Annotated in this window: 20 protein-coding genes; 16 read left to right on the top strand and 4 right to left on the bottom strand. The window is 44.8% G+C overall.

Going from position 1 to position 17,710, the window contains the following annotated elements:
• Positions 1-122: 122 nt before the first annotated feature.
• The 4 genes from ABXJ76_RS03865 (at position 123) to ABXJ76_RS03850 (ending at position 4,336) form a co-directional block, all read left to right on the top strand.
• Positions 123-1,115, top strand: coding sequence for a fatty acid desaturase family protein (locus ABXJ76_RS03865; RefSeq protein WP_432744272.1), 993 nt, complete (start codon positions 123-125; stop codon positions 1,113-1,115).
• Positions 1,116-1,212: 97 nt separating this feature from the next.
• The gene (locus ABXJ76_RS03860) at positions 1,213-1,890 is read left to right on the top strand and encodes an NrdJb (protein ID WP_432744270.1); all 678 of its coding nucleotides are present in this window, start codon (positions 1,213-1,215) and stop codon (positions 1,888-1,890) included.
• A gap of 177 nt (positions 1,891-2,067) precedes the next feature.
• Complete coding sequence (locus tag ABXJ76_RS03855; RefSeq protein ID WP_432744268.1) at positions 2,068-2,472, top strand: hypothetical protein; 405 nt, start codon at positions 2,068-2,070, stop codon at positions 2,470-2,472.
• Between the two features lie 685 nt (positions 2,473-3,157).
• Complete coding sequence (locus ABXJ76_RS03850) at positions 3,158-4,336, top strand: NAD(P)/FAD-dependent oxidoreductase (RefSeq protein WP_432744266.1); 1,179 nt, start codon at positions 3,158-3,160, stop codon at positions 4,334-4,336.
• Positions 4,337-4,453: 117 nt separating this feature from the next.
• Here the strand turns inward: ABXJ76_RS03850 and ABXJ76_RS03845 are convergent, their stop codons facing one another.
• Positions 4,454-5,641 (bottom strand): hypothetical protein, encoded by a 1,188-nt coding sequence (locus ABXJ76_RS03845; RefSeq protein ID WP_432744264.1) that lies wholly within the window; start codon positions 5,639-5,641, stop codon positions 4,454-4,456.
• 610 nt (positions 5,642-6,251) lie between these two features.
• Between ABXJ76_RS03845 and ABXJ76_RS03840 the strand changes: the two genes are divergently transcribed.
• From ABXJ76_RS03840 to ABXJ76_RS03800, 9 genes are all read left to right on the top strand, one after another.
• Complete coding sequence (locus ABXJ76_RS03840; protein WP_432744262.1) at positions 6,252-7,316, top strand: tyrosine-type recombinase/integrase; 1,065 nt, start codon at positions 6,252-6,254, stop codon at positions 7,314-7,316.
• A complete protein-coding gene (locus tag ABXJ76_RS03835) occupies positions 7,313-8,161 on the top strand; it encodes a hypothetical protein (RefSeq protein WP_432744260.1) in 849 nt (282 codons plus the stop codon). The genes ABXJ76_RS03840 and ABXJ76_RS03835 overlap by 4 nt, the downstream gene beginning before the upstream one ends.
• A gap of 163 nt (positions 8,162-8,324) precedes the next feature.
• Complete coding sequence (locus ABXJ76_RS03830; RefSeq protein ID WP_432744258.1) at positions 8,325-8,576, top strand: hypothetical protein; 252 nt, start codon at positions 8,325-8,327, stop codon at positions 8,574-8,576.
• Positions 8,576-8,779, top strand: coding sequence for a hypothetical protein (locus tag ABXJ76_RS03825; protein ID WP_432746588.1), 204 nt, complete (start codon positions 8,576-8,578; stop codon positions 8,777-8,779). Before ABXJ76_RS03830 ends, ABXJ76_RS03825 begins: the two co-directional genes overlap by 1 nt.
• Positions 8,706-9,470: a YdaU family protein gene (locus tag ABXJ76_RS03820; RefSeq protein WP_432746433.1), complete on the top strand. Its 765-nt coding sequence runs from the start codon at positions 8,706-8,708 to the stop codon at positions 9,468-9,470. The genes ABXJ76_RS03825 and ABXJ76_RS03820 overlap by 74 nt, the downstream gene beginning before the upstream one ends.
• Positions 9,470-10,732, top strand: coding sequence for a replicative DNA helicase (locus ABXJ76_RS03815; RefSeq protein ID WP_432744256.1), 1,263 nt, complete (start codon positions 9,470-9,472; stop codon positions 10,730-10,732). The genes ABXJ76_RS03820 and ABXJ76_RS03815 overlap by 1 nt, the downstream gene beginning before the upstream one ends.
• A gap of 117 nt (positions 10,733-10,849) precedes the next feature.
• Positions 10,850-11,101, top strand: a complete 252-nt coding sequence (locus tag ABXJ76_RS03810) for a hypothetical protein (RefSeq protein ID WP_432744254.1) — start codon at positions 10,850-10,852, stop codon at positions 11,099-11,101.
• Between the two features lie 554 nt (positions 11,102-11,655).
• Entirely contained in the window at positions 11,656-12,771 is a 1,116-nt protein-coding gene (locus ABXJ76_RS03805; protein WP_432744252.1) for an ISAs1 family transposase, read from the top strand.
• A gap of 327 nt (positions 12,772-13,098) precedes the next feature.
• On the top strand, positions 13,099-13,692 hold the full coding sequence (locus ABXJ76_RS03800) for a hypothetical protein (RefSeq protein WP_432744250.1): 594 nt from the start codon (positions 13,099-13,101) through the stop codon (positions 13,690-13,692).
• On the opposite strand, the gene ABXJ76_RS03795 is transcribed toward ABXJ76_RS03800, so the two are convergent.
• Positions 13,689-14,165: a hypothetical protein gene (locus ABXJ76_RS03795; RefSeq protein WP_432744248.1), complete on the bottom strand. Its 477-nt coding sequence runs from the start codon at positions 14,163-14,165 to the stop codon at positions 13,689-13,691. The two genes, ABXJ76_RS03800 and ABXJ76_RS03795, sit on opposite strands and share 4 nt — an antisense overlap.
• A gap of 176 nt (positions 14,166-14,341) precedes the next feature.
• Between ABXJ76_RS03795 and ABXJ76_RS03790 the strand changes: the two genes are divergently transcribed.
• The 3 genes from ABXJ76_RS03790 to ABXJ76_RS03780 are packed head-to-tail and all read left to right on the top strand — an operon-like array spanning position 14,342 to position 16,043.
• On the top strand, positions 14,342-15,013 hold the full coding sequence (locus tag ABXJ76_RS03790) for a recombinase family protein (RefSeq protein ID WP_432744246.1): 672 nt from the start codon (positions 14,342-14,344) through the stop codon (positions 15,011-15,013).
• Complete coding sequence (locus tag ABXJ76_RS03785) at positions 15,010-15,216, top strand: hypothetical protein (RefSeq protein ID WP_432744244.1); 207 nt, start codon at positions 15,010-15,012, stop codon at positions 15,214-15,216. Before ABXJ76_RS03790 ends, ABXJ76_RS03785 begins: the two co-directional genes overlap by 4 nt.
• The gene (locus ABXJ76_RS03780) at positions 15,213-16,043 is read left to right on the top strand and encodes a hypothetical protein (protein WP_432744242.1); all 831 of its coding nucleotides are present in this window, start codon (positions 15,213-15,215) and stop codon (positions 16,041-16,043) included. The genes ABXJ76_RS03785 and ABXJ76_RS03780 overlap by 4 nt, the downstream gene beginning before the upstream one ends.
• Positions 16,044-16,142: 99 nt before the next feature.
• On the opposite strand, the gene ABXJ76_RS03775 is transcribed toward ABXJ76_RS03780, so the two are convergent.
• Complete coding sequence (locus tag ABXJ76_RS03775; protein ID WP_432744238.1) at positions 16,143-16,955, bottom strand: DUF3037 domain-containing protein; 813 nt, start codon at positions 16,953-16,955, stop codon at positions 16,143-16,145.
• Positions 16,952-17,680, bottom strand: a complete 729-nt coding sequence (locus ABXJ76_RS03770; RefSeq protein ID WP_432744236.1) for a HipA family kinase — start codon at positions 17,678-17,680, stop codon at positions 16,952-16,954. Before ABXJ76_RS03770 ends, ABXJ76_RS03775 begins: the two co-directional genes overlap by 4 nt.
• Between the last annotated feature and the right edge of the window lie 30 nt (positions 17,681-17,710).

The raw sequence follows: 17,710 nt of genomic DNA, 5'->3' as shown, positions 1-17,710 counted from the left end.
TTTAGATGGAAACAACAACACAAAGTACTAGTGTAATTTCACCGCACAAGCATTACCTAAGCAGCATATCCGCATTAAAAAAAGAAATAAAAGCACGCGGACTTTATAAAAAAGATACCAAAATGGTTTTATTACACCTGTGCGCGCATTGTATTTTTACCGCCGCCGGGATAACCCTATTTATACTATCCACCCATTTATTGCTGACCCTGTTAGCCACGGCTTTATTGCTTGTCGGATTGCTAGGGATAGGCACGCATACCCATAATTCGGCGCACTATGCCAGCACCAACAGCAAGAAACTGGATGACTTGCTATCTTATTTCGGCAACGTTGTGATATTAGGTTTTTCAATTAATTATTGGCAATATAAACATAATATTGTCCACCATAAAAACCCTAACATCGTCGGTCACGATTTCGATTTTGATTTTGCACCGTTCTTCTCAGTCATCAAGAGCGAAAAAGACAATACGCCGGGCTTACACGGCTTTTATTATCAATACCTGCAAGGCATTATTTTTCCGGTTGCGATTGGCTTTCTGGCGTTCGACATACAACGCCAAGGGCTCGTCTACCTGTTGGGCAAGATGCGCAAAGACAAAACCAACATAAGATATTATGTTGATTTAGGCTGCCACATCCTTCATGTTTTTCTATGGATAGCCCTGCCCAGCTTGTGGTTTGAAATGACCGACGTACTGCTGTTTTACCTGCTAAGAAACATGCTGTTGTCCTATGCCTTGTTCTTTACTCTGGGTGCCTCTCATTTGGTTCCCGAAGCGGTTTTTGCCACTAACGATCAGAGTTCGGCCGACTTCTTTTTAAAACAAACCGCCACCACCATCAATATCCACACCAACGGGTACGGCAACTTCCTGATGTCGGGCTTGGACTATCAAATCGAACATCATCTATTTGTCGGCGTGTGTTACACCAAGCTGCCGGAGTTAAGCAAACTGGTTAAAGAGTTTTGCGACTTTAATGGCTACTCCCATACCACGCTCGGCATGCTGTCTTCGTGGCTAAAAGTGATCAGTGTTTTTTACAACCCCAAGCCGGTGATTAATGATTTGGAATTATCGAGACCACCGATAAAAACTCACTTGAGTTAAGACCCTCAACAGAGATGAGCGGCAGAGTTCCTATCATCCCTTAACCTGATTAATGCCTTGAAAAAAGGCCACTACCCCATTGCTCGAGACTACAAACATGCCCCATAAAATCGCCAAAAAAATCATCAGCTACAAAGTCCTGACCAAAGACGATGTCGAAGCGGTTAAGCCAGTGCCAGAACAGCCATCGCTGGAAAGCATGAACGAAAACCTTACGCGCCCGGAAGTGCTGCTCGGCTCCACCTACAAAATCAAGACTCCGCAGTCGGAACATGCCTTATACATCACCATCAACGACATGATCCTCAACCCCGGCACCCCCCATGAAGAGCGCCGGCCTTACGAAATTTTCATCAATTCCAAAAACATGGAACATTTCCAGTGGGTGTTGGCGCTGACCCGGCTAATCTCGGCGGTGTTCCGCAAAGGCGGCGACTCCTGCTTCCTGGTCGAAGAGATGAAAGCAGTATTCGACCCGCACGGCGGCTACTTCAAAAAAGGCGGCGTGTTCATGCCGTCGCTGGTCGCCGAAATCGGCTACGCTATCGAATCGCACATGAAACACATCGGCATGATCAAGCCGGAAGCGATGACCGATCACCAAAAAAAGTTTCTTAACGAAAAGCGTAAAGAATTTGAAGCCCAGCACGGCGAGTCGGCAGACCAGTCGTTTCCCGAAAAAGCCGTGCTGTGCAACAAATGCAGCACCAAGGCGATGGTATTGATGGATGGCTGTATGACTTGTTTGAATTGTGGGGAGAGTAAGTGTGGGTGATGGAAGTTTCTTTAACCATCAATAGTTAGTGTACGTCACACTGGATTTTTGTCGCAGGAGCAAGTCGATACCGTCGTCGAACAAGCTGGCAGTTGAGCATTATTTCTTGCGTTTGTTGTCTTCTAATACTTGGCATGCTATTTTCGCACCTAATCAAGTACCCAAAGGAGTTCAAAGATGAATACTATCCCTGGTCAGGAGATTAAGCGCCGCGGAACTGCCGCAGTGGATGATCTCCTTGCCAAGGGCGATGTCCATGTGATCCGAAACAATCAGCCGCAATACGCGGTGCTTGCCGAGGCTCGCCATCAGGCATTACTGGAAGCAGAAGATGAAGCGTACACGGCACGGGTGCTGGCATCACTGGAAGATCTGCATACAGGCCGGATACAACGCGGCACAGCGGCTGAGCTACTCAAAGAATTAGACGTACATGTACACCCTCGTCTGGACCTCAGGCTTTACCCGTACGGCCGGGAAATTTATCAAGCAGCACCCGGAAATTTGCTGCGATTCTCGGTTATCTGGAGCGCGATCCATTTCAGCCGCACCTCCGGTGCCATAAGCTTGGCGGCAAACTAAAAGGTGTGCAAGCACCTCAAGCTATCGTCTTAGCCTAACCCTACTGCTTTCGGATCAAGAAATCATCCTGCTGGATGTTGGAAGCCATGACGAGGTATATCGATAAGCGGTACTAAAATAACATCAAGGAATTAGCTTTTGCATTGTGCATTTTTTATCAATTTAATTGCTCAACTCAGGGGCAAAGGTGATACCGGTAGGTGATAGTTCAATTTCGAACACGACATAAAAAAAAGTTTAAGGCTTTTACGTCCCCAAAAGTAAAACACTTTGAACCGTTAAATAGCCCTGCTAAGTGGCTGGCATTACTTAAATTATCGACGGCCCCATCGACATCCTCCAAGACCTAAAACTAAAACTTGCCCTCGTTCTCACGTGCTACGTTACTGCGATTAAATTAAGCCGAAAATAATTATAACTGAATGCCGTGGGCGCGAATTTATTCGCGCGATAGGAATTAAAATGCGCACATAAATTCGCGCCCACGACGCATTAAATCCTTAACTTAATATCAGTGACGTGCTACGAAGGAACGCAGTATGGGACGCAGCGCGTCTCATACTGCAAGATCTGTATTCCCAGACATTAGCCACAACTCTCGGCACAGGACATGACGACGAGACCCATATGACAAAAACTAATTTATCTAAACAAGCTTTGCCTAACAGCGTTTTAAAGGAAAACCATGACTGAGGTCGACATCATTATTATTGGGGCCGGAGCGTCGGGTCTGATGTGCGCCATTGAGGCGGGCAAGCGCGGGCGTAAGGTGCTGGTTCTGGATCATGCCAATAAGGCGGGGAAAAAAATTCTGATGTCCGGCGGCGGTCGTTGCAATTTCACCAATTATTCTATTGAACCGGATAACTTTATTTCGCACAACCCGCATTTTTGCAAGTCGGCGCTGAGCCGCTATAGCCAATGGGATTTTCTGGCGTTAATCGGGAAATACCAGATTGTTTTTCATGAAAGAGATCACGGGCAATTGTTTTGCAATGAAAGCGCTAGGGATATTCTCAATATGTTGTTGGCAGAGTGCGCCAAGGCAGGCGTAATGGTGCAATTGAGCACCGACATTGATTCAATTGAACGGCTAGATAACCGTTTCTCTGTTAAAACCAAACAGGGCAATTTTAGCTGCCAGTCATTAGTGGTTGCGACCGGCGGCTTGTCGATACCCAAAATGGGTGCGACGCCTTTGGGCTATAAAATAGCCCAGCAATTCGGCATTAATGTGCTGCCTACCCGCGCAGGTCTGGTCCCGTTTACCTTGCAGCCGGAAGATAAAGAAAAATTCTCGGCGTTATCGGGTATTGCCGTGCCTTGTGCGGTCAGCAGCAAACGGCAGAGTTTTAGTGAAAACGTCTTGTTTACGCATCGCGGCTTAAGCGGCCCGGCGATTTTGCAGATTTCATCCTATTGGCAGGCCGGTGAGGATGTTGTGATTAACGTGTTGCCGCAGCTAAATCTGGAAGCGGAGCTAAAATCAAAGCGCCAACAAAAGCTTAAAAACAAGTTAAAAACGATCTTGGAAGGCTATTTGCCAAAGCGGCTGATCGCTAGTTTTCTGCCTGAAGATTTGCTGGATGCGTCATTGCAGGATTTGTCGGACAAACAGATTCAGCGGGTTGCGGATCAGTTTAATAACTGGACGATTAAACCCAATGGTACTGAAGGCTATCGTACCGCTGAAGTGACTTCCGGCGGGGTTGACTGCGATGCTATTTCATCCAAGACCATGGAAAGCAAGCAAGTGCCAGGACTTTATTTTATCGGTGAAGTACTGGATGTGACCGGCTGGCTGGGCGGTTATAATTTTCAATGGGCCTGGTCGTCAGCGTGGTGTGCAGGGCAATACTGTTGATTTGAATCCCCTGCCCCTTTTTGGCTTCCAGCTTAAGACGGGACACGGGCAAGGATTAGGTGATTTCGAATAATGAATCCACGAAAATCACCTTAAACTGTCCCGTGCTGAAGCCGCTTATTTACCTTTCGATCTGAATTTACTATAAAAGCCTTTCAGTTTTCCCGACTCTTTTTTGACTTCCTTTTCAGACTGTTGTTCCTCATCCAATAACAGCGGCTCCTCCAATTTTGCGTCTACCCACTGCGGCTCTGTTTTAATCGGCTGTTGCTTATTACCGAACAGGTTTTTAAATTTCCCCAGCGATCCTTTAGCAGCAATAACCGGTTGCGGATCGATGTCCGCTGCTACAGCAGGCGCTTCTTCAAATACCGCTTGAGGCTTTATTTCTGACGGCATTGGCGCAAGCGCTTCTTCAATCGGCGCTTCTTTCTGCCAACTAACCGCTGCATGCGATACGTCACTGACTTGAATAACCGGGCTATCCGGCTTTGGCTGTGCAATCGGGGACTCTTCAATAATCGGGCTTTCTGCCAAGCTTATGGGTTGTTGCGAAGTAGTAACGGTCTTAATCGTTTCCTGTTCCGGTTCTACCGGGCGAGTCATATCCGCCTGGTATTTTTTCAGGGTGTCGGATAAAACCTGGTGAGCATTATGCTGCTGCTGTTGCAGCATGGTTTTTTGTTCTTCAAACGCCACCTCTAGCCTGGAAAGCTGACTGGTGTGGTTATCTAACGTCGTTTGCAGAGCCTTAATCAGCACATCCTTTTCGACCAGTTTTATCGCCTCCGCCTGACAGGCTTGTTGTAACTCTATTTTTGCTTGCTGCTCGGTACGCAGACGCTCGGTTAATTGCGTAATGACCTTATCATGCTGCTGCCACAATGAATCCGCCTTAACATCTTCACTGGCCAGTAATGGTCGCTCACCAAGATCGAAGCTTGTCGCCAGTGTCTGAATAATTCCGGCAATCTGCTGGTTGCGTTGATAAAGCAACTGCTCCAGCGCTAAAGCCCGCTGTGTTTCACCTTGAGCTGCCGATTGGGCTTTTTCCCTGTGCATAACAGCCTCCGCCAATTCCTCCTGGTTGTGCTGTAACTGTTGTTGTGCGGCATTAAGCTTTTCGATACCCGCCTTTTCACCGGCAACTTTTGCTCTTTTTATCGAGGCAATTCGAATACTGTAAAGCAAAGCGGTCAGCAGCCAGACGGCTGACGCTAATGCCGCAGCATACAACGGATTGTTCAGGGTCAAAAGATACCATTCGGAAAGAAGCGCTTTGATAAAGGGCAGATAGGTTTGCATGGGAGTTCCTCAATAATAAGACTGTTCTATATTGTACTAGGAGCGCTGCTTACGATGCTGATATTTGTCAGACCCAGTACAAATGCTTCAAAAGTTTTTTGTTAATTTCAGGCTCAGTTTACCACTGATTCAACTTTTGTTTACCGGTGAAAGTTGCTGTATTTGTAGGGTTTCTGGCTTGAGTTGGGGATGGGTATTGCTGTGCTTGATTCCGACAAAACACCTACAACAATTGGGTAGGCATTGAGTACGGATGGTGCTGAATAATCAGTACGGAGTGTATGGTGGCGATAGGTGGACTTGAACCACCGACCCCGGGGTTATGAATCCCAAAAACCATAAAAGCCACAACACACCAAAGCAAATAGTAATAAACAATTCAGTATGTTATCTATTTTTTTTGTTATCAATTATTGCCATTTATTACCTTGTTTTATAATCAATTGGTACGTGAGTGGTACGTAAGAGTATACTGAAACCCTAGAAACGAAGAGACCTTGCAGGTGTTTCACCACCCATAAGGCCTTACCGACTTACTTAACAGATAGGGTTAAGCAAATGGCTAAAGCATTATACCAAAGCCGCTTGCTATCCGATAGGAGCAGTAAAATTGGCAACCATTAATAAACGTCTTACCGCAGATGGAAAACCTTACTACACAGTACGAGTCAGAATAAAAGGGTATCCAGCGCAAACAGAAACATTTAAGCGGCTCACTGATGCCAAAAAATGGGCGCAGGACACCGAGAGCGCAATTAGAGAGGGACGGCACTTCAAAACAGCCGAAGCCAAAAAACACACGGTTGATGAAATGATTGACCGCTACCTATCCGGCGCAAAACTTACCAAAGTTCAAGATGACCATACCGGCCTACACCTAAGACGCTGGAAAGAGGAAATAGGTTATATGTTGCTGGCCGATGTGAACGTCGATGCAATTACCTTGGTTAAGGAGAAATTACTTAACGAGGAATTTAGAGGCAAGCCACGCAGCCCGACCACTGTATTAAGGTACATGGCCTCACTGAGTACGGTTTTTACTACAGCCGTTCGGGATTGGGCATGGTTGGAAGATTCACCCATGAAGAACATCAAAAAGCCTACAGCAGCCCGTGGGCGTGTCCGGTTCTTGGATGATGACGAACGCGAACGCCTTTTAATTGCTTGCAAGGAGTCCAGAAACAAACAGCTCTATTTGTGCGTGATTCTGGCAATCAGTACCGGCATGAGGCAGGCTGAACTATTCGGCCTTAAATGGTCAGTCGTAAACCTGAAAGAGCGTTATTTAATCCTGCACGAAACCAAGAACGGCGAACGGCGACGCGTCCCATTGTCCGGCCATGTGCTGGATCTATTACAAGAACACGCCAAAGTCCGGCGGCTTGATACTCCCCTGCTCTTCCCGGGTATTAAAAATCCATTGAACCCAATTGATTTACAGCAGCCGTGGGAGACGGCAAGGAAAAACGCCGGGGTAACGGATTTTACATGGCACGATTTAAGGCACTGTACAGCTTCTTATCTGGCGATGAATGGCGCGTCACTGGCCGAAATAGCCGAGGTTCTTGGGCACAAGACCTTAAGCATGGTTAAGCGTTACGCTCACTTATCAGATGGTCATGTAAGCAATGTAGTTGCCAGCATGAATGAAAAGATTTTTGGTGGGGCGGGATGATTATGGCGACAAATTGGGATTACCTATCGTTGAACCTTGAGGCAAAAAATATAAATTGTGCAGAGGGTGCCTTTATTGATTTATGTAATAAAACAAGCTTAAGGATATTTATTGATCCAACAAATTTAGTTTTTGTTGATGATGACGGTGTTCAAACTCCAATTACTGAACCCGTTTTGGTTGATGATCCATCGCTATTAGAAAAGCTGGTTAGGGGTGAAGAAAGTTTTATGTTTACTTCATTGGATCGACCTGACGATTTTATATGGGATCTTGGGTGTTTTGAAATTGCTATGTTTGACAATAATCACGAGTTATCGAGCGAACAGAAAGAGAAACTTATGGTCGATGGTAGTTTAAGTGTGCATCGTGACGAGGTTTCAACAGGTCTTGGTGTGGTCATTAGTTACGGAAAACTGCTAATTTTGAGGAGCGAATATGAGAAGCTGGAAGCGCATCAGGCCGCAATTAAGCGGCGGAATTTCAGCAATGCTATTAGAGAACTTGAATTTGATGGGCAGGCCGAAGCCAAACGGAATGATGGTAAGGACAGTCAAGCTGAAACCGTGGGTGATGCTGGCACGGGTAGTGATAAGAAAAAGGCAAAAAAGCAAAAGGGCGAAGCTGACAGATCAAGAACCGAGCATTTTATCGAATGGGCAAGCCGAACTAATTATGACGGAAAACGAACTCATTATTGGCTTCAAGATGAATTGAGACGCGCCAAGCCTGATTTATGGGGGAGTAACGAACAAACTTTTAACAAGTGGTTACAAACCAGCGAGGGGATACCAGCAAAAAAGTTACTCGACAGGCTGAAACGAGAGGCAAGGCAAGCGGGTTAAATTACAGCAAAACAAACAAGGGGCATTAAGCCCCTTTTTTTGTCCCATAAAAAGCAATGGGTTAGCTTTTAGGAAAAATAGGAAATGTAGGAAATTACCATATTTCCTAATTTTTATATAAAAAATAAAACCTTACAATTTATTTCAACACAAGAGCAATTTTGTGGAAAGCCTGCAAAACAGGATAACAAAACTTTCTTATTGGAATAATCAAATGCCAACACTATCAACAGTAAATCAATTCACCGCAAAACAACCAGCTTTCACCCTTGGCGGTATGCGCTCCCTTATCTTCAACGCCCCCAGCAATGGCCTAGCCAAGTCCGGCGCCATCGTTCGCATTGGTCGAAAAGTTTTGATTGATGAAGCTAAGTTTTTTTCGTGGGTAGAGTCTCAGAACAAAGTTGGTGCCTAATGGACGCCAACAAAAACCAAGAAAATACTGAGGTTTTGAAGGCGGTTGCCAGTCGAGTTACCAAGGCAGAATATTTGCTTTCGCATGGCATGGTTGATGATGCCAAAAAGGTTCTTCATAAGCTATCAAATGTGCTACCTAAACCCGGTAAACACAATGTTAATTGCGCGGTCGAAGTGGTGGATTGCAGTGAATTATTATAGTTTCCATATAGGCGATTACCGCAGAGATACTGCACATTTAACGCCAATCGAGCATTACATTTACAGAACATTAATTGATTGGTATTTCTTGAATGAAACCCAAATACCGAAAGAAACCCAAGTGGTTATCCGTCGGTTATCTTTGGGTTCTGACATGGTTCCTAACTTGGAGAACGTCCTTAATGATTTTTTTGTTTTGGGTGAAAACGGTTGGAGGCACAGGCGTATTGATAGTGAAATATGCGAATACCGCAATAAAGCAGAGGTTAATCGAGTCAACGGCAAGCTTGGAGGTAGGCCAAAAAAACCCAAAAAAACCCAAACGGTTAGTGAACGGTTAGCGAATGATAACCCAACTGAAAGCGAATCAAACCCTAACCAAGAACCATTAACCATTAACCATAAACCAATAAAAGATATATCGTTCGATGACTTTTACTCTGTCTATCCAAAGAAAGTCAAAAAATCAGATGCCGAGAAGGCATGGCAAAAGATCGATTACGAAACGAAGTTATTGATAATTGATGATGTGAAAAATCGAGTACTGAATGATTCCGCATGGATCGATAAAAAATATATTCCAAATCCGCAGGCGTATTTGAACGGGCGACGCTGGAAGGATGAGGTAACGGAAATTAATCCGGCACCAGCTTTACTTGAAGGTGAACGCAAATACAAGGCGCTGAACTGATGAACGATAACAAATCAAGAAATATCGAAGAAATCATTATCAGCGTTTTGCTCAATGATCCAGAGCAGATATTAACGCAGCACCTTGAGTCTCGCTGGTTCACACAACACCGGCGCATTATTGATGCTATGCAGCATTTAGCAGCAACAGGAGTTACCGTTGATGCTTTCAGCGTTTCTGATCGGCTTGGCGGTGATAGCAACTTAGGTTTAGTTGTAGATATTCAGCGGAATGTTTTCGGCTCAAAACACAATTATTCAAACTACGTTGACCAGTTACGCAGAATCTTTGAAGCAAAATCTATTCAAGCGGCGATAAAGAAAGCTCACCACGACATAGGTGCGGGAGAGAAGCCAAGCGAGGTTCTATCTGGACTGATTTCAGAATCAATGAAGATGGCAAGCTTAGACGGCAAGAAATTTGTCTACGATGCCAAAGAGTCGATGAATGTTTTTGTCGATAAGCTGTCCGAGATATTTGACGCAAGAGACACCGGCGGCACTGGCCTAAAAACAGGAATTGCAGCTCTTGATAATTCAATGGGCGGTATACACCCATCAGACATGACAATTGTTGGAGCGAGGCCAGGAGTTGGGAAAACGGCTTTCGCCGTGTCAGTGCTTAGAAACGTAGCTAAATCAGGCAAGAAAGTAGGCTTTTTCTCGACTGAAATGTCTGTGTTCCAGGTAATGAGCCGATTTACGGCAATGGAAGCGAACATTAACGCTCACAAGTTACGCCATGCCGATCTTGACGAAATGGACTTCACCCGGCTAACAGCGGCAACCAGTGTTATCTCGCAAATGGGAATTAATATCTGCGATAAGCCAGCTATAACCATTGGCGAATTGTCAATGCAAGCAAGGGCGTGGATGGCAGACGGTGGAATTGATTTCATAGTCGTGGATTATTTGACCAGACTGCATCCTGATAAAGTCGGGTTCAATCAAAACATTGATATCGGTCTTATCGTTACCGGATTAAAAAATCTTGCTCGGAATCTAAATATTCCGATCATGGTGTTGGCTCAGTTGAACAGGTCAGGCGCAGCAAGAAAAGACAAGCGTCCCATCATGTCAGATTTGCGCGATTCAGGGGTTATCGAGCAAGAGGCCGACCAAGTACTTATGCTCTACCGCCCCGATGAAGATAATGATAATTGTCCTGAAGTGATAATTGAAAAAAACCGTCATGGTGAATGCGGCATTGTCAGATGCGTATTTAATCCGGAAATTATGGAATGGTCATCGTTTGCGGATTGACATTCACTTTATTAAAAATAGCCTGATACACCAGGCATTGATACAGCCCTAACCGGCAAGGAAATAAAAAAATGAACATAGAATCAACATTGCAAATTAAGGCGGCGAGGAAAATCAATGATTAGCCCGACGCTAGTGCAATTGCATGAGTTATCAGAAACATTACCCATCGACATAAATAACCAAGATGATTTAAAAGCGGCCTTCAGCGCGTGCAGTATTGAATTAATTAATGCACTGGACGAGGGAAGAATTAAGTTTAGTAATGATCTCGACCGGGCTACTTTTTTGGCATTATTAACGGTGACGACTGATTTTGCAATGGATGGTCGGCTCAAAACCGCCTTCACAAAAGTAACTATCAATTAAACAAAACACCAGGCATAAAATGGCGGCTTGAAGTAAAACGGTGGTGACAAAAAACTAAACGCAACTCAATTTTTTTGGTTGCGTGTAATGGTCGAAACGGTTTCTTGTTTAAGATATTCTGCTGTTTTTAGTAAAAGTTTCTGTGCAGCATCTCACGTAAAGGCGAATAGCTCAGACGGCATTGCGACAATGTACAGAACTAAATGCCGCTACTGCCCTATTGGTGCTGAAAGTCTGGGTAGTGACCAATACGTTCAACGCTCAGTTCTTTATAAATCAAAGGTCTGCGCTCGCTGTAAAAGACAATCACTTCGGCTAGTTAGGGGTGTGGTATGCGTCAGCTGCTACAATCGGGAGGCGGAAAATGCATGCGGACTAAATAAACGAGGACACCCTCTTAAGCTCGTTCGTCATTATTTTCACGCCAGTGTCACATATATAACGCTGAGCGGTGAGATCAAAGAACGACAAGTTAAAAAAGCAGGGCAATCGGGCTTAAAAATACTTGAAAATAGAATTTAGATGGGGTAATAATCCTATCATTTTGATTTTCAATGATAGCAAAACCAACACCTTCTATTATTCATCACTTTTCAAGCATTGAAGACCCCAGAGTAAACAGGCAAAAGAAGCATCAACTGCAAGATATTTTCTTTATCAGTATCTGCGCTATGATTTGTGGAGCTGATAACTGGGTTGCTGTTGAAGAATTTGGCCTAGCTAAAGAGGAGTGGTTCACTGAATTGCTTGGCTTAGAGCATGGCATACCCTCGCACGACACCTTCGGCGCAGTTTATGCAGCCATTGATACCGACCATTTTAGTGTCTGCTTTTCCCGCTGGGTTGCTGATTTAGCCAACATAACCGAAGGGGAAGTGATTGCGATAGATGGCAAGTGCTTAAGGCGCAGCATAGACAAAGCTTCAAAAAGAGCCGCTATTTATATGGTCAGCGCTTGGGCGCAACAAAACAACCTGGTTTTAGGTCAGGTTAAAGTCGATGATAAATCGAATGAAATCACGGCCATCCCAAAGTTACTGTCACGGCTTGATATAGCGGGAGCCGTGATTACTATCGATGCGATGGGTTGCCAAAAGAAAATTGCCGAACAGATTAAGCAGCAAGGCGGTGACTATGTCTTTAGCCTGAAAGGCAATCAGGGCAACCTGCATGACGATGTTAAAACATTTTTTACTTCGTCTTTATCTCCGGCAGTTGCCTCTGTTAGCTATGATGGTGATCATGGTCGCATTGAAACCCGCACCATTCGTGCGACAGCCGATATAGCCTGGCTGCGAGAGCGGCATGACTGGAACAGCCTACAAAGCATTATCGCCGTCACTGCCAAAAGAGAAATCGGCGACAAGGTTACTGAGGAAACACGCTATTTTATCAGTAGCCTGGGGGCTAATGATCCGAAGCGATTAGAGCATGTGGTGCGAGCGCATTGGGCTATAGAAAACAATCTTCACTGGGTTCTTGATATAGCCTTTGATGAAGATAGCAATCGTACTCGCAAGGGACATAGTGCTGCGAACCTGGCTGTCATCCGGCATATTGCCCTGAATCTGATCAAGACTGAAAAAACATCTAAGGTAGGCATCAAGATCAAGCGGTTAAAGGCCGGATGGGATAATGATTATTTACTTCGTGTCATCGGGATGATTTAAGCGCGATTGCCCTGGTTAAAAAAGTTTTAAGTAATGCCGAAGCTGAGCGGTCGGTCCTACTAATAGAGCCGGACCTCGCAAAGATTGTGGAAATTTTATTACTGGCGTTGCCAGCACCACATTTTACCGTTGATTATAGTAGACACGGCAAAGGTTAAAGAGCATTTTGCTACAATAATTATGAGGCGAATGATCGATTGTTTCAGGCTGGAGGTTGGTTTACTGCCAGCCTGGGTTTTTCCAATATTGCCGGGGTGTCGGTAATTTGTTGGTAGAGGCTTGAGTCAAAGTACTCACGAGTCATTTTTAAAATATATAGGGGAAATAATGGCCAGATTAACACAAAAAAATTGGCAGGCAGTTCGTGATGTTTGGGAATTCGATTCTGATCAACCATCTATGACCGTCGCTTCTGAACGTGCAGGCGCGAAGTTCGGTTTCAAGCCACCGCCGAAAGGCACTTTATCATTGCATATGGGAAATGATGCTAAGGCTGGCGTACCCTGGGTGCGACGTGGAACCATGACCGGGATAGTCTCTGCTGCGCATCGTAAGGCTGATCACTTGGTCAATTCTGACGATGAGCCTACAAAAATGAACGAAAAGCTGAACGCCATTTCGGCCAAAAAAGAGCAAGCCGGACGCGATGAATCGGAGGACTTACGTGCGGCCGTTATTGCTCGCCATCGACGCGAGTGGAATATCGTGCTTTTACTCAGGCAAGAGGCACTTGTTGACCGGAAAGTCGATCACAAGAAATCGTTTGAAATGTCTAAACTTGCCAAGATAAATGCTGAGCTCACCAAAATCCAGCAGGATGGTGAGCGTCGTGCTTGGGGACTGGATGATATTGCCGTTGATGTGACTAAGTTGAGCGACGCTCAGTTGCAAGATCTGATTGCTGGGAAAATGCCACACTAAGCACGGGCAAGACTGGTTTCTTCCTGTGTAATCGGTTGCTCTTGCTCAGATGCGGCCAGCAGGACTGCATCAGGATCGCAGTTTGCGCAGACATACCCCAAGCCTGAGTCGTGAGTCACGGTCATGGTTTTCTGCGACGGAGTTTCGCTCAGGGTTACGCCCATCTGCACGTAATGCACATGTGGCTGGATCATATCGATGATTGAACCGCATTTGCCACAATTTGTTATGGGGCCAATGCTGGTTTCAGCCCTAGCGATGCCAAGCTCCTGCAAGCCTTTTGTAATGCCAACGTCAGCGCAGGTCGTGCTGCAATAACATCCTATGTCGTCGGCATACAAAACGAATGCCATTGCCTGGAAGCCTGGTCCCACCGGTAAATATTCCATGCGCTCGATACGCTGATCGAACAGTACTTGATGGTCGGTTAATGGTTTGTGGCACATGGCACAAATATCGTCGTGGTTTTCCATGATCATCTCTCGGTTGATTGAAGGCAGGACACGCTAATTCATTGTAGGCTAATCGTGCTGAATAATTAACTCTATTGGTGAACTGTCTACCGCCGGTCACTGGATTACAGAATGACTTGTTTTTAACGCTACATGGAGCACTATGTGCCCTTGCTAACATTATTGAGGGTTCGTCCATGCAAGCAATTATCTATCTGCGAGTGTCAACGTCAGGTCAGGCGGAAGAAGGTGTTTCTTTGGCTGCTCAAGAGGAAAAGGCGCGGACTTGGTGTTCTTTGAATGATTATCTGGTGAAAGATGTTTTTGTCGACGCTGGACTTTCTGGAGGACGGGCAGATAATCGACCTGGCTTACAAAACGCATTATTGGCATGCGGAAATGATAATGTCCTGGTCGTGTACTCACTAAGCAGACTCGCTCGGTCAACACGCGACACGATTGAGTTATCGGATCTGTTAACCAAAAAAGGCTGTGACCTTGTTTCACTGTCTGAAAAAATTGACACCACGAGCGCGTCTGGAAAGATGATCTTCAGGTTATTGGCGGTCATGTCCGAGTTCGAACGCGATCAAATTTCTGAACGCACATCCTTCGCCTTGCAGCACAAAAAAAGCAAGGGTGAACTTGTTGGATTTGTTCCTTATGGGTCAAGCCTGGCCGACGACGGCATTCACTTGATACATAACGAGACCGAGGCTGGCTTGGTGTGCGCTGCAAAGAAACTTAAGGCCCAGGGGTGTTCATTACGCCAGATAGCGTCAGGCCTGCTTACATTGGGCTTTAAACCACGCGGAAAAGAATTTTACCCACAAACAATAAAGTTCATTTTGGCGCAGGATGTGGCATGACTATGCCGGACAATTTATCAAGCCATGCCAAGAAGGCTTGCAAGGAATTATTGGCGAACGAGGAGGTGAGCAGTAATCCGGCGGTAAAGAAGCTCTTGGAAAACAAACTATTGGATCGGGCTCCGGTGCTCCGCAAGAAGGGCGAGGTCAATCTGTCGGCACTACCAGCTAGATTCATAGATAAAAAGGATATTAACCGATGAAAGTATTTTTCTCTGACCAGATGGTCGCCAATTCAAATTCGTTTTCACCTTCTGCCGGAAAGCCTTCTCAGGCTGTAGCTTCGTGGATTAAAAATGGTTTTGCTATCGATATAGCTATTCCTGACCCTGTATCTATTGAGCAGTTATACTTGGCGCATGACAAGGATTTTGTACATAACATTCTAAGTTGCCGCATTAGCAATGGATTTGGAAACAAAAATAAGGATGTGGCTGATTCTTTACCTCACACGACCGGAGCTATGCTTGCTGCTGCACAACACGCCATTTCAACGGGTGGCTTTGCCTGTGCTCCAGCGTCCGGGTTTCATCACGCTACATGGGGTCATGCTGGTGGATACTGCACGTTTAATGGCTTGATGGTTACCGCCATGTCATTGCTTAAGGGTAGGTTGGCTAAGAAGGTTGGTATTCTGGATTGTGACCAGCATTACGGCAATGGAACCGACGATATTATCGACAAACTGGGTGTGCGTAATGTTGTTCGTCACCATTCGGTAGGTGAAAGATCAATTAAGCCAAATGCTTTTTTTGACAAATTATCCTCACTGGTTACGTCGTTTTCCGATTGTGATGTTTTGCTTTATCAGGCAGGTGCTGATCCTCACATTAATGACCCATTGGGTGGGTGGTTGACTACAGAAGAACTTAGGATGCGTGACCAGATTGTTTTTGAGACTGCAATTGATATTGGCTTACCAATTGCCTGGAATCTTGCTGGCGGCTATCAGCATGATGAGCAGGGGACAATTCGTCCTGTTCTTGATATACACGACAACACCATGCGAGCTTGTCTTTCCATGAACTGATAGATCGTTGCAGCAATCGATCGCAGCCTTCACCATCGATTTATAGTGCAGAAATGAACTCTTGCTGAAATGTAGGCAAACTGCTCGGTAAAATGCCTTTTATGCTGCAGCAAATTTAACAATATCATCAATACGTTTTATATCAGCCATTAGAATCCCTTCGCTTTCAATTTGCTTTTTAATTTCATTGAACGCTGCAAAGAGATTACTTTGACTGTTATCCGGTGCATCATAGGTAAATAAAATTTCATCAGGCCGTATAAAACGATATTTTTCCAATTGCTGAATTTTTGCTAGCCATGAAAGACCGTGGTCAATCAACTGACTGGGTTTTTCATGTTTAAAGTGAATAGGCTTAATGACCGTTTTCTTAGTATTTTGGCAAACGAAAGGAAACCGAACCTCATATTTATCCTGTTCGCCAATAGTGCCTTCCTTGTATTTTTCGCCTAAGTTGGAACGATCAAGCAAGTCGCGCACCTGCTTTTTCATTTTATCTTCATGGCCGGGCTCATGGATAAAACTACGATGAATATAATGATCAAACAGTTTATCGACAGTCGCCACTGGATCTGTGCAGAATAAAACCCGGCTATTGCTGAAACGAATAATATCTTCACGACAACGGATTAATTCCGCATAAAGATCAATATCGCCCCCCACTGTCTCTTCTAAAAAATGCTTAATCCGATCAATTTCAGCCCGAATTATTTTGCTCGTTTGCACAAAAACATCTTTGCACATGGGGTCAAAAAAACCAGTGATCCTTGCATGCTGTTTACCGTCCAGTAACCTGAATTCCAGTCGCTTAGAGGCAGTGGCATAAAGCACAATACCGATATTGGCAAACTCTTCCGTTTCAGGATACGGCTGAAAACGAATAATGCTGTACTTACAAATTTGCTTGTTCATGGCAGTTTTAACCAAATCTCTCCGTTTGCTTCATTACTAAGGCGTTGCAGGTGTTTTTCAGGATCAAAACATTGTGTCTCATCATTAATTTCAATCCATTCTGGTGGTATCTTACTCCACGCTGATTGCCAGCAGGCAAGTGTTTTTTTCATTTTTGCCTCAAAATCGAGTATTTCCACAGCATCGTCTTGTTTATTGATGAGTACAGATTTAAAAGGATGGGTACTCCAAAAATCAGCTTTATTAAACTCATCATCAAAAATCAAATTGTGATCAATTACATATAATCCTGATTCGTCCGTTTTCCAAAGTAAATTAGGATTTCCACCTTTCTCTGTCAAAGTACGGTCTTGGTTTTCAACCCAAAGGTCAAAAATCAATACGCTTAATTTTAGTTGAGCATCAATTTTCTTTACCGTTTCAAACTTTAATTCGGTTACCGAAGACACTTGTTTTGATGCAAAAACATAACCACCCTTGAGTTCAGAAGCAGCCTCGCCGTCGTAGTTATCAGTAAGCCTAGTATCCAAGAAGGCTATTTTAAAAGGTGGCACTGGCAACCCAAAAGCCAAGGCTAAATTAGCACCCAACCACTCTTTCATTAATCCAGCAACTGTAGCGGGATAGCCTTTGACATAGTAAGCGTTGCCATCGGACGCATTACATAAAAAAGGTGTCGTTCGCCCTTGATCAGCAGGTCTAATCAACTCTACGATTTCCAGCATGATTATGCGCCACCTTTATTCTTATACAGC

Origin of the sequence: Methylobacter arcticus (assembly GCF_050917435.1) — a bacterium.
Classification (GTDB): domain Bacteria; phylum Pseudomonadota; class Gammaproteobacteria; order Methylococcales; family Methylomonadaceae; genus Methylobacter_A; species Methylobacter_A titanis.
The sequence above is the reverse complement of the archived record's forward strand: the minus strand, read 5'-3'. Positions and strand labels throughout refer to the sequence as shown.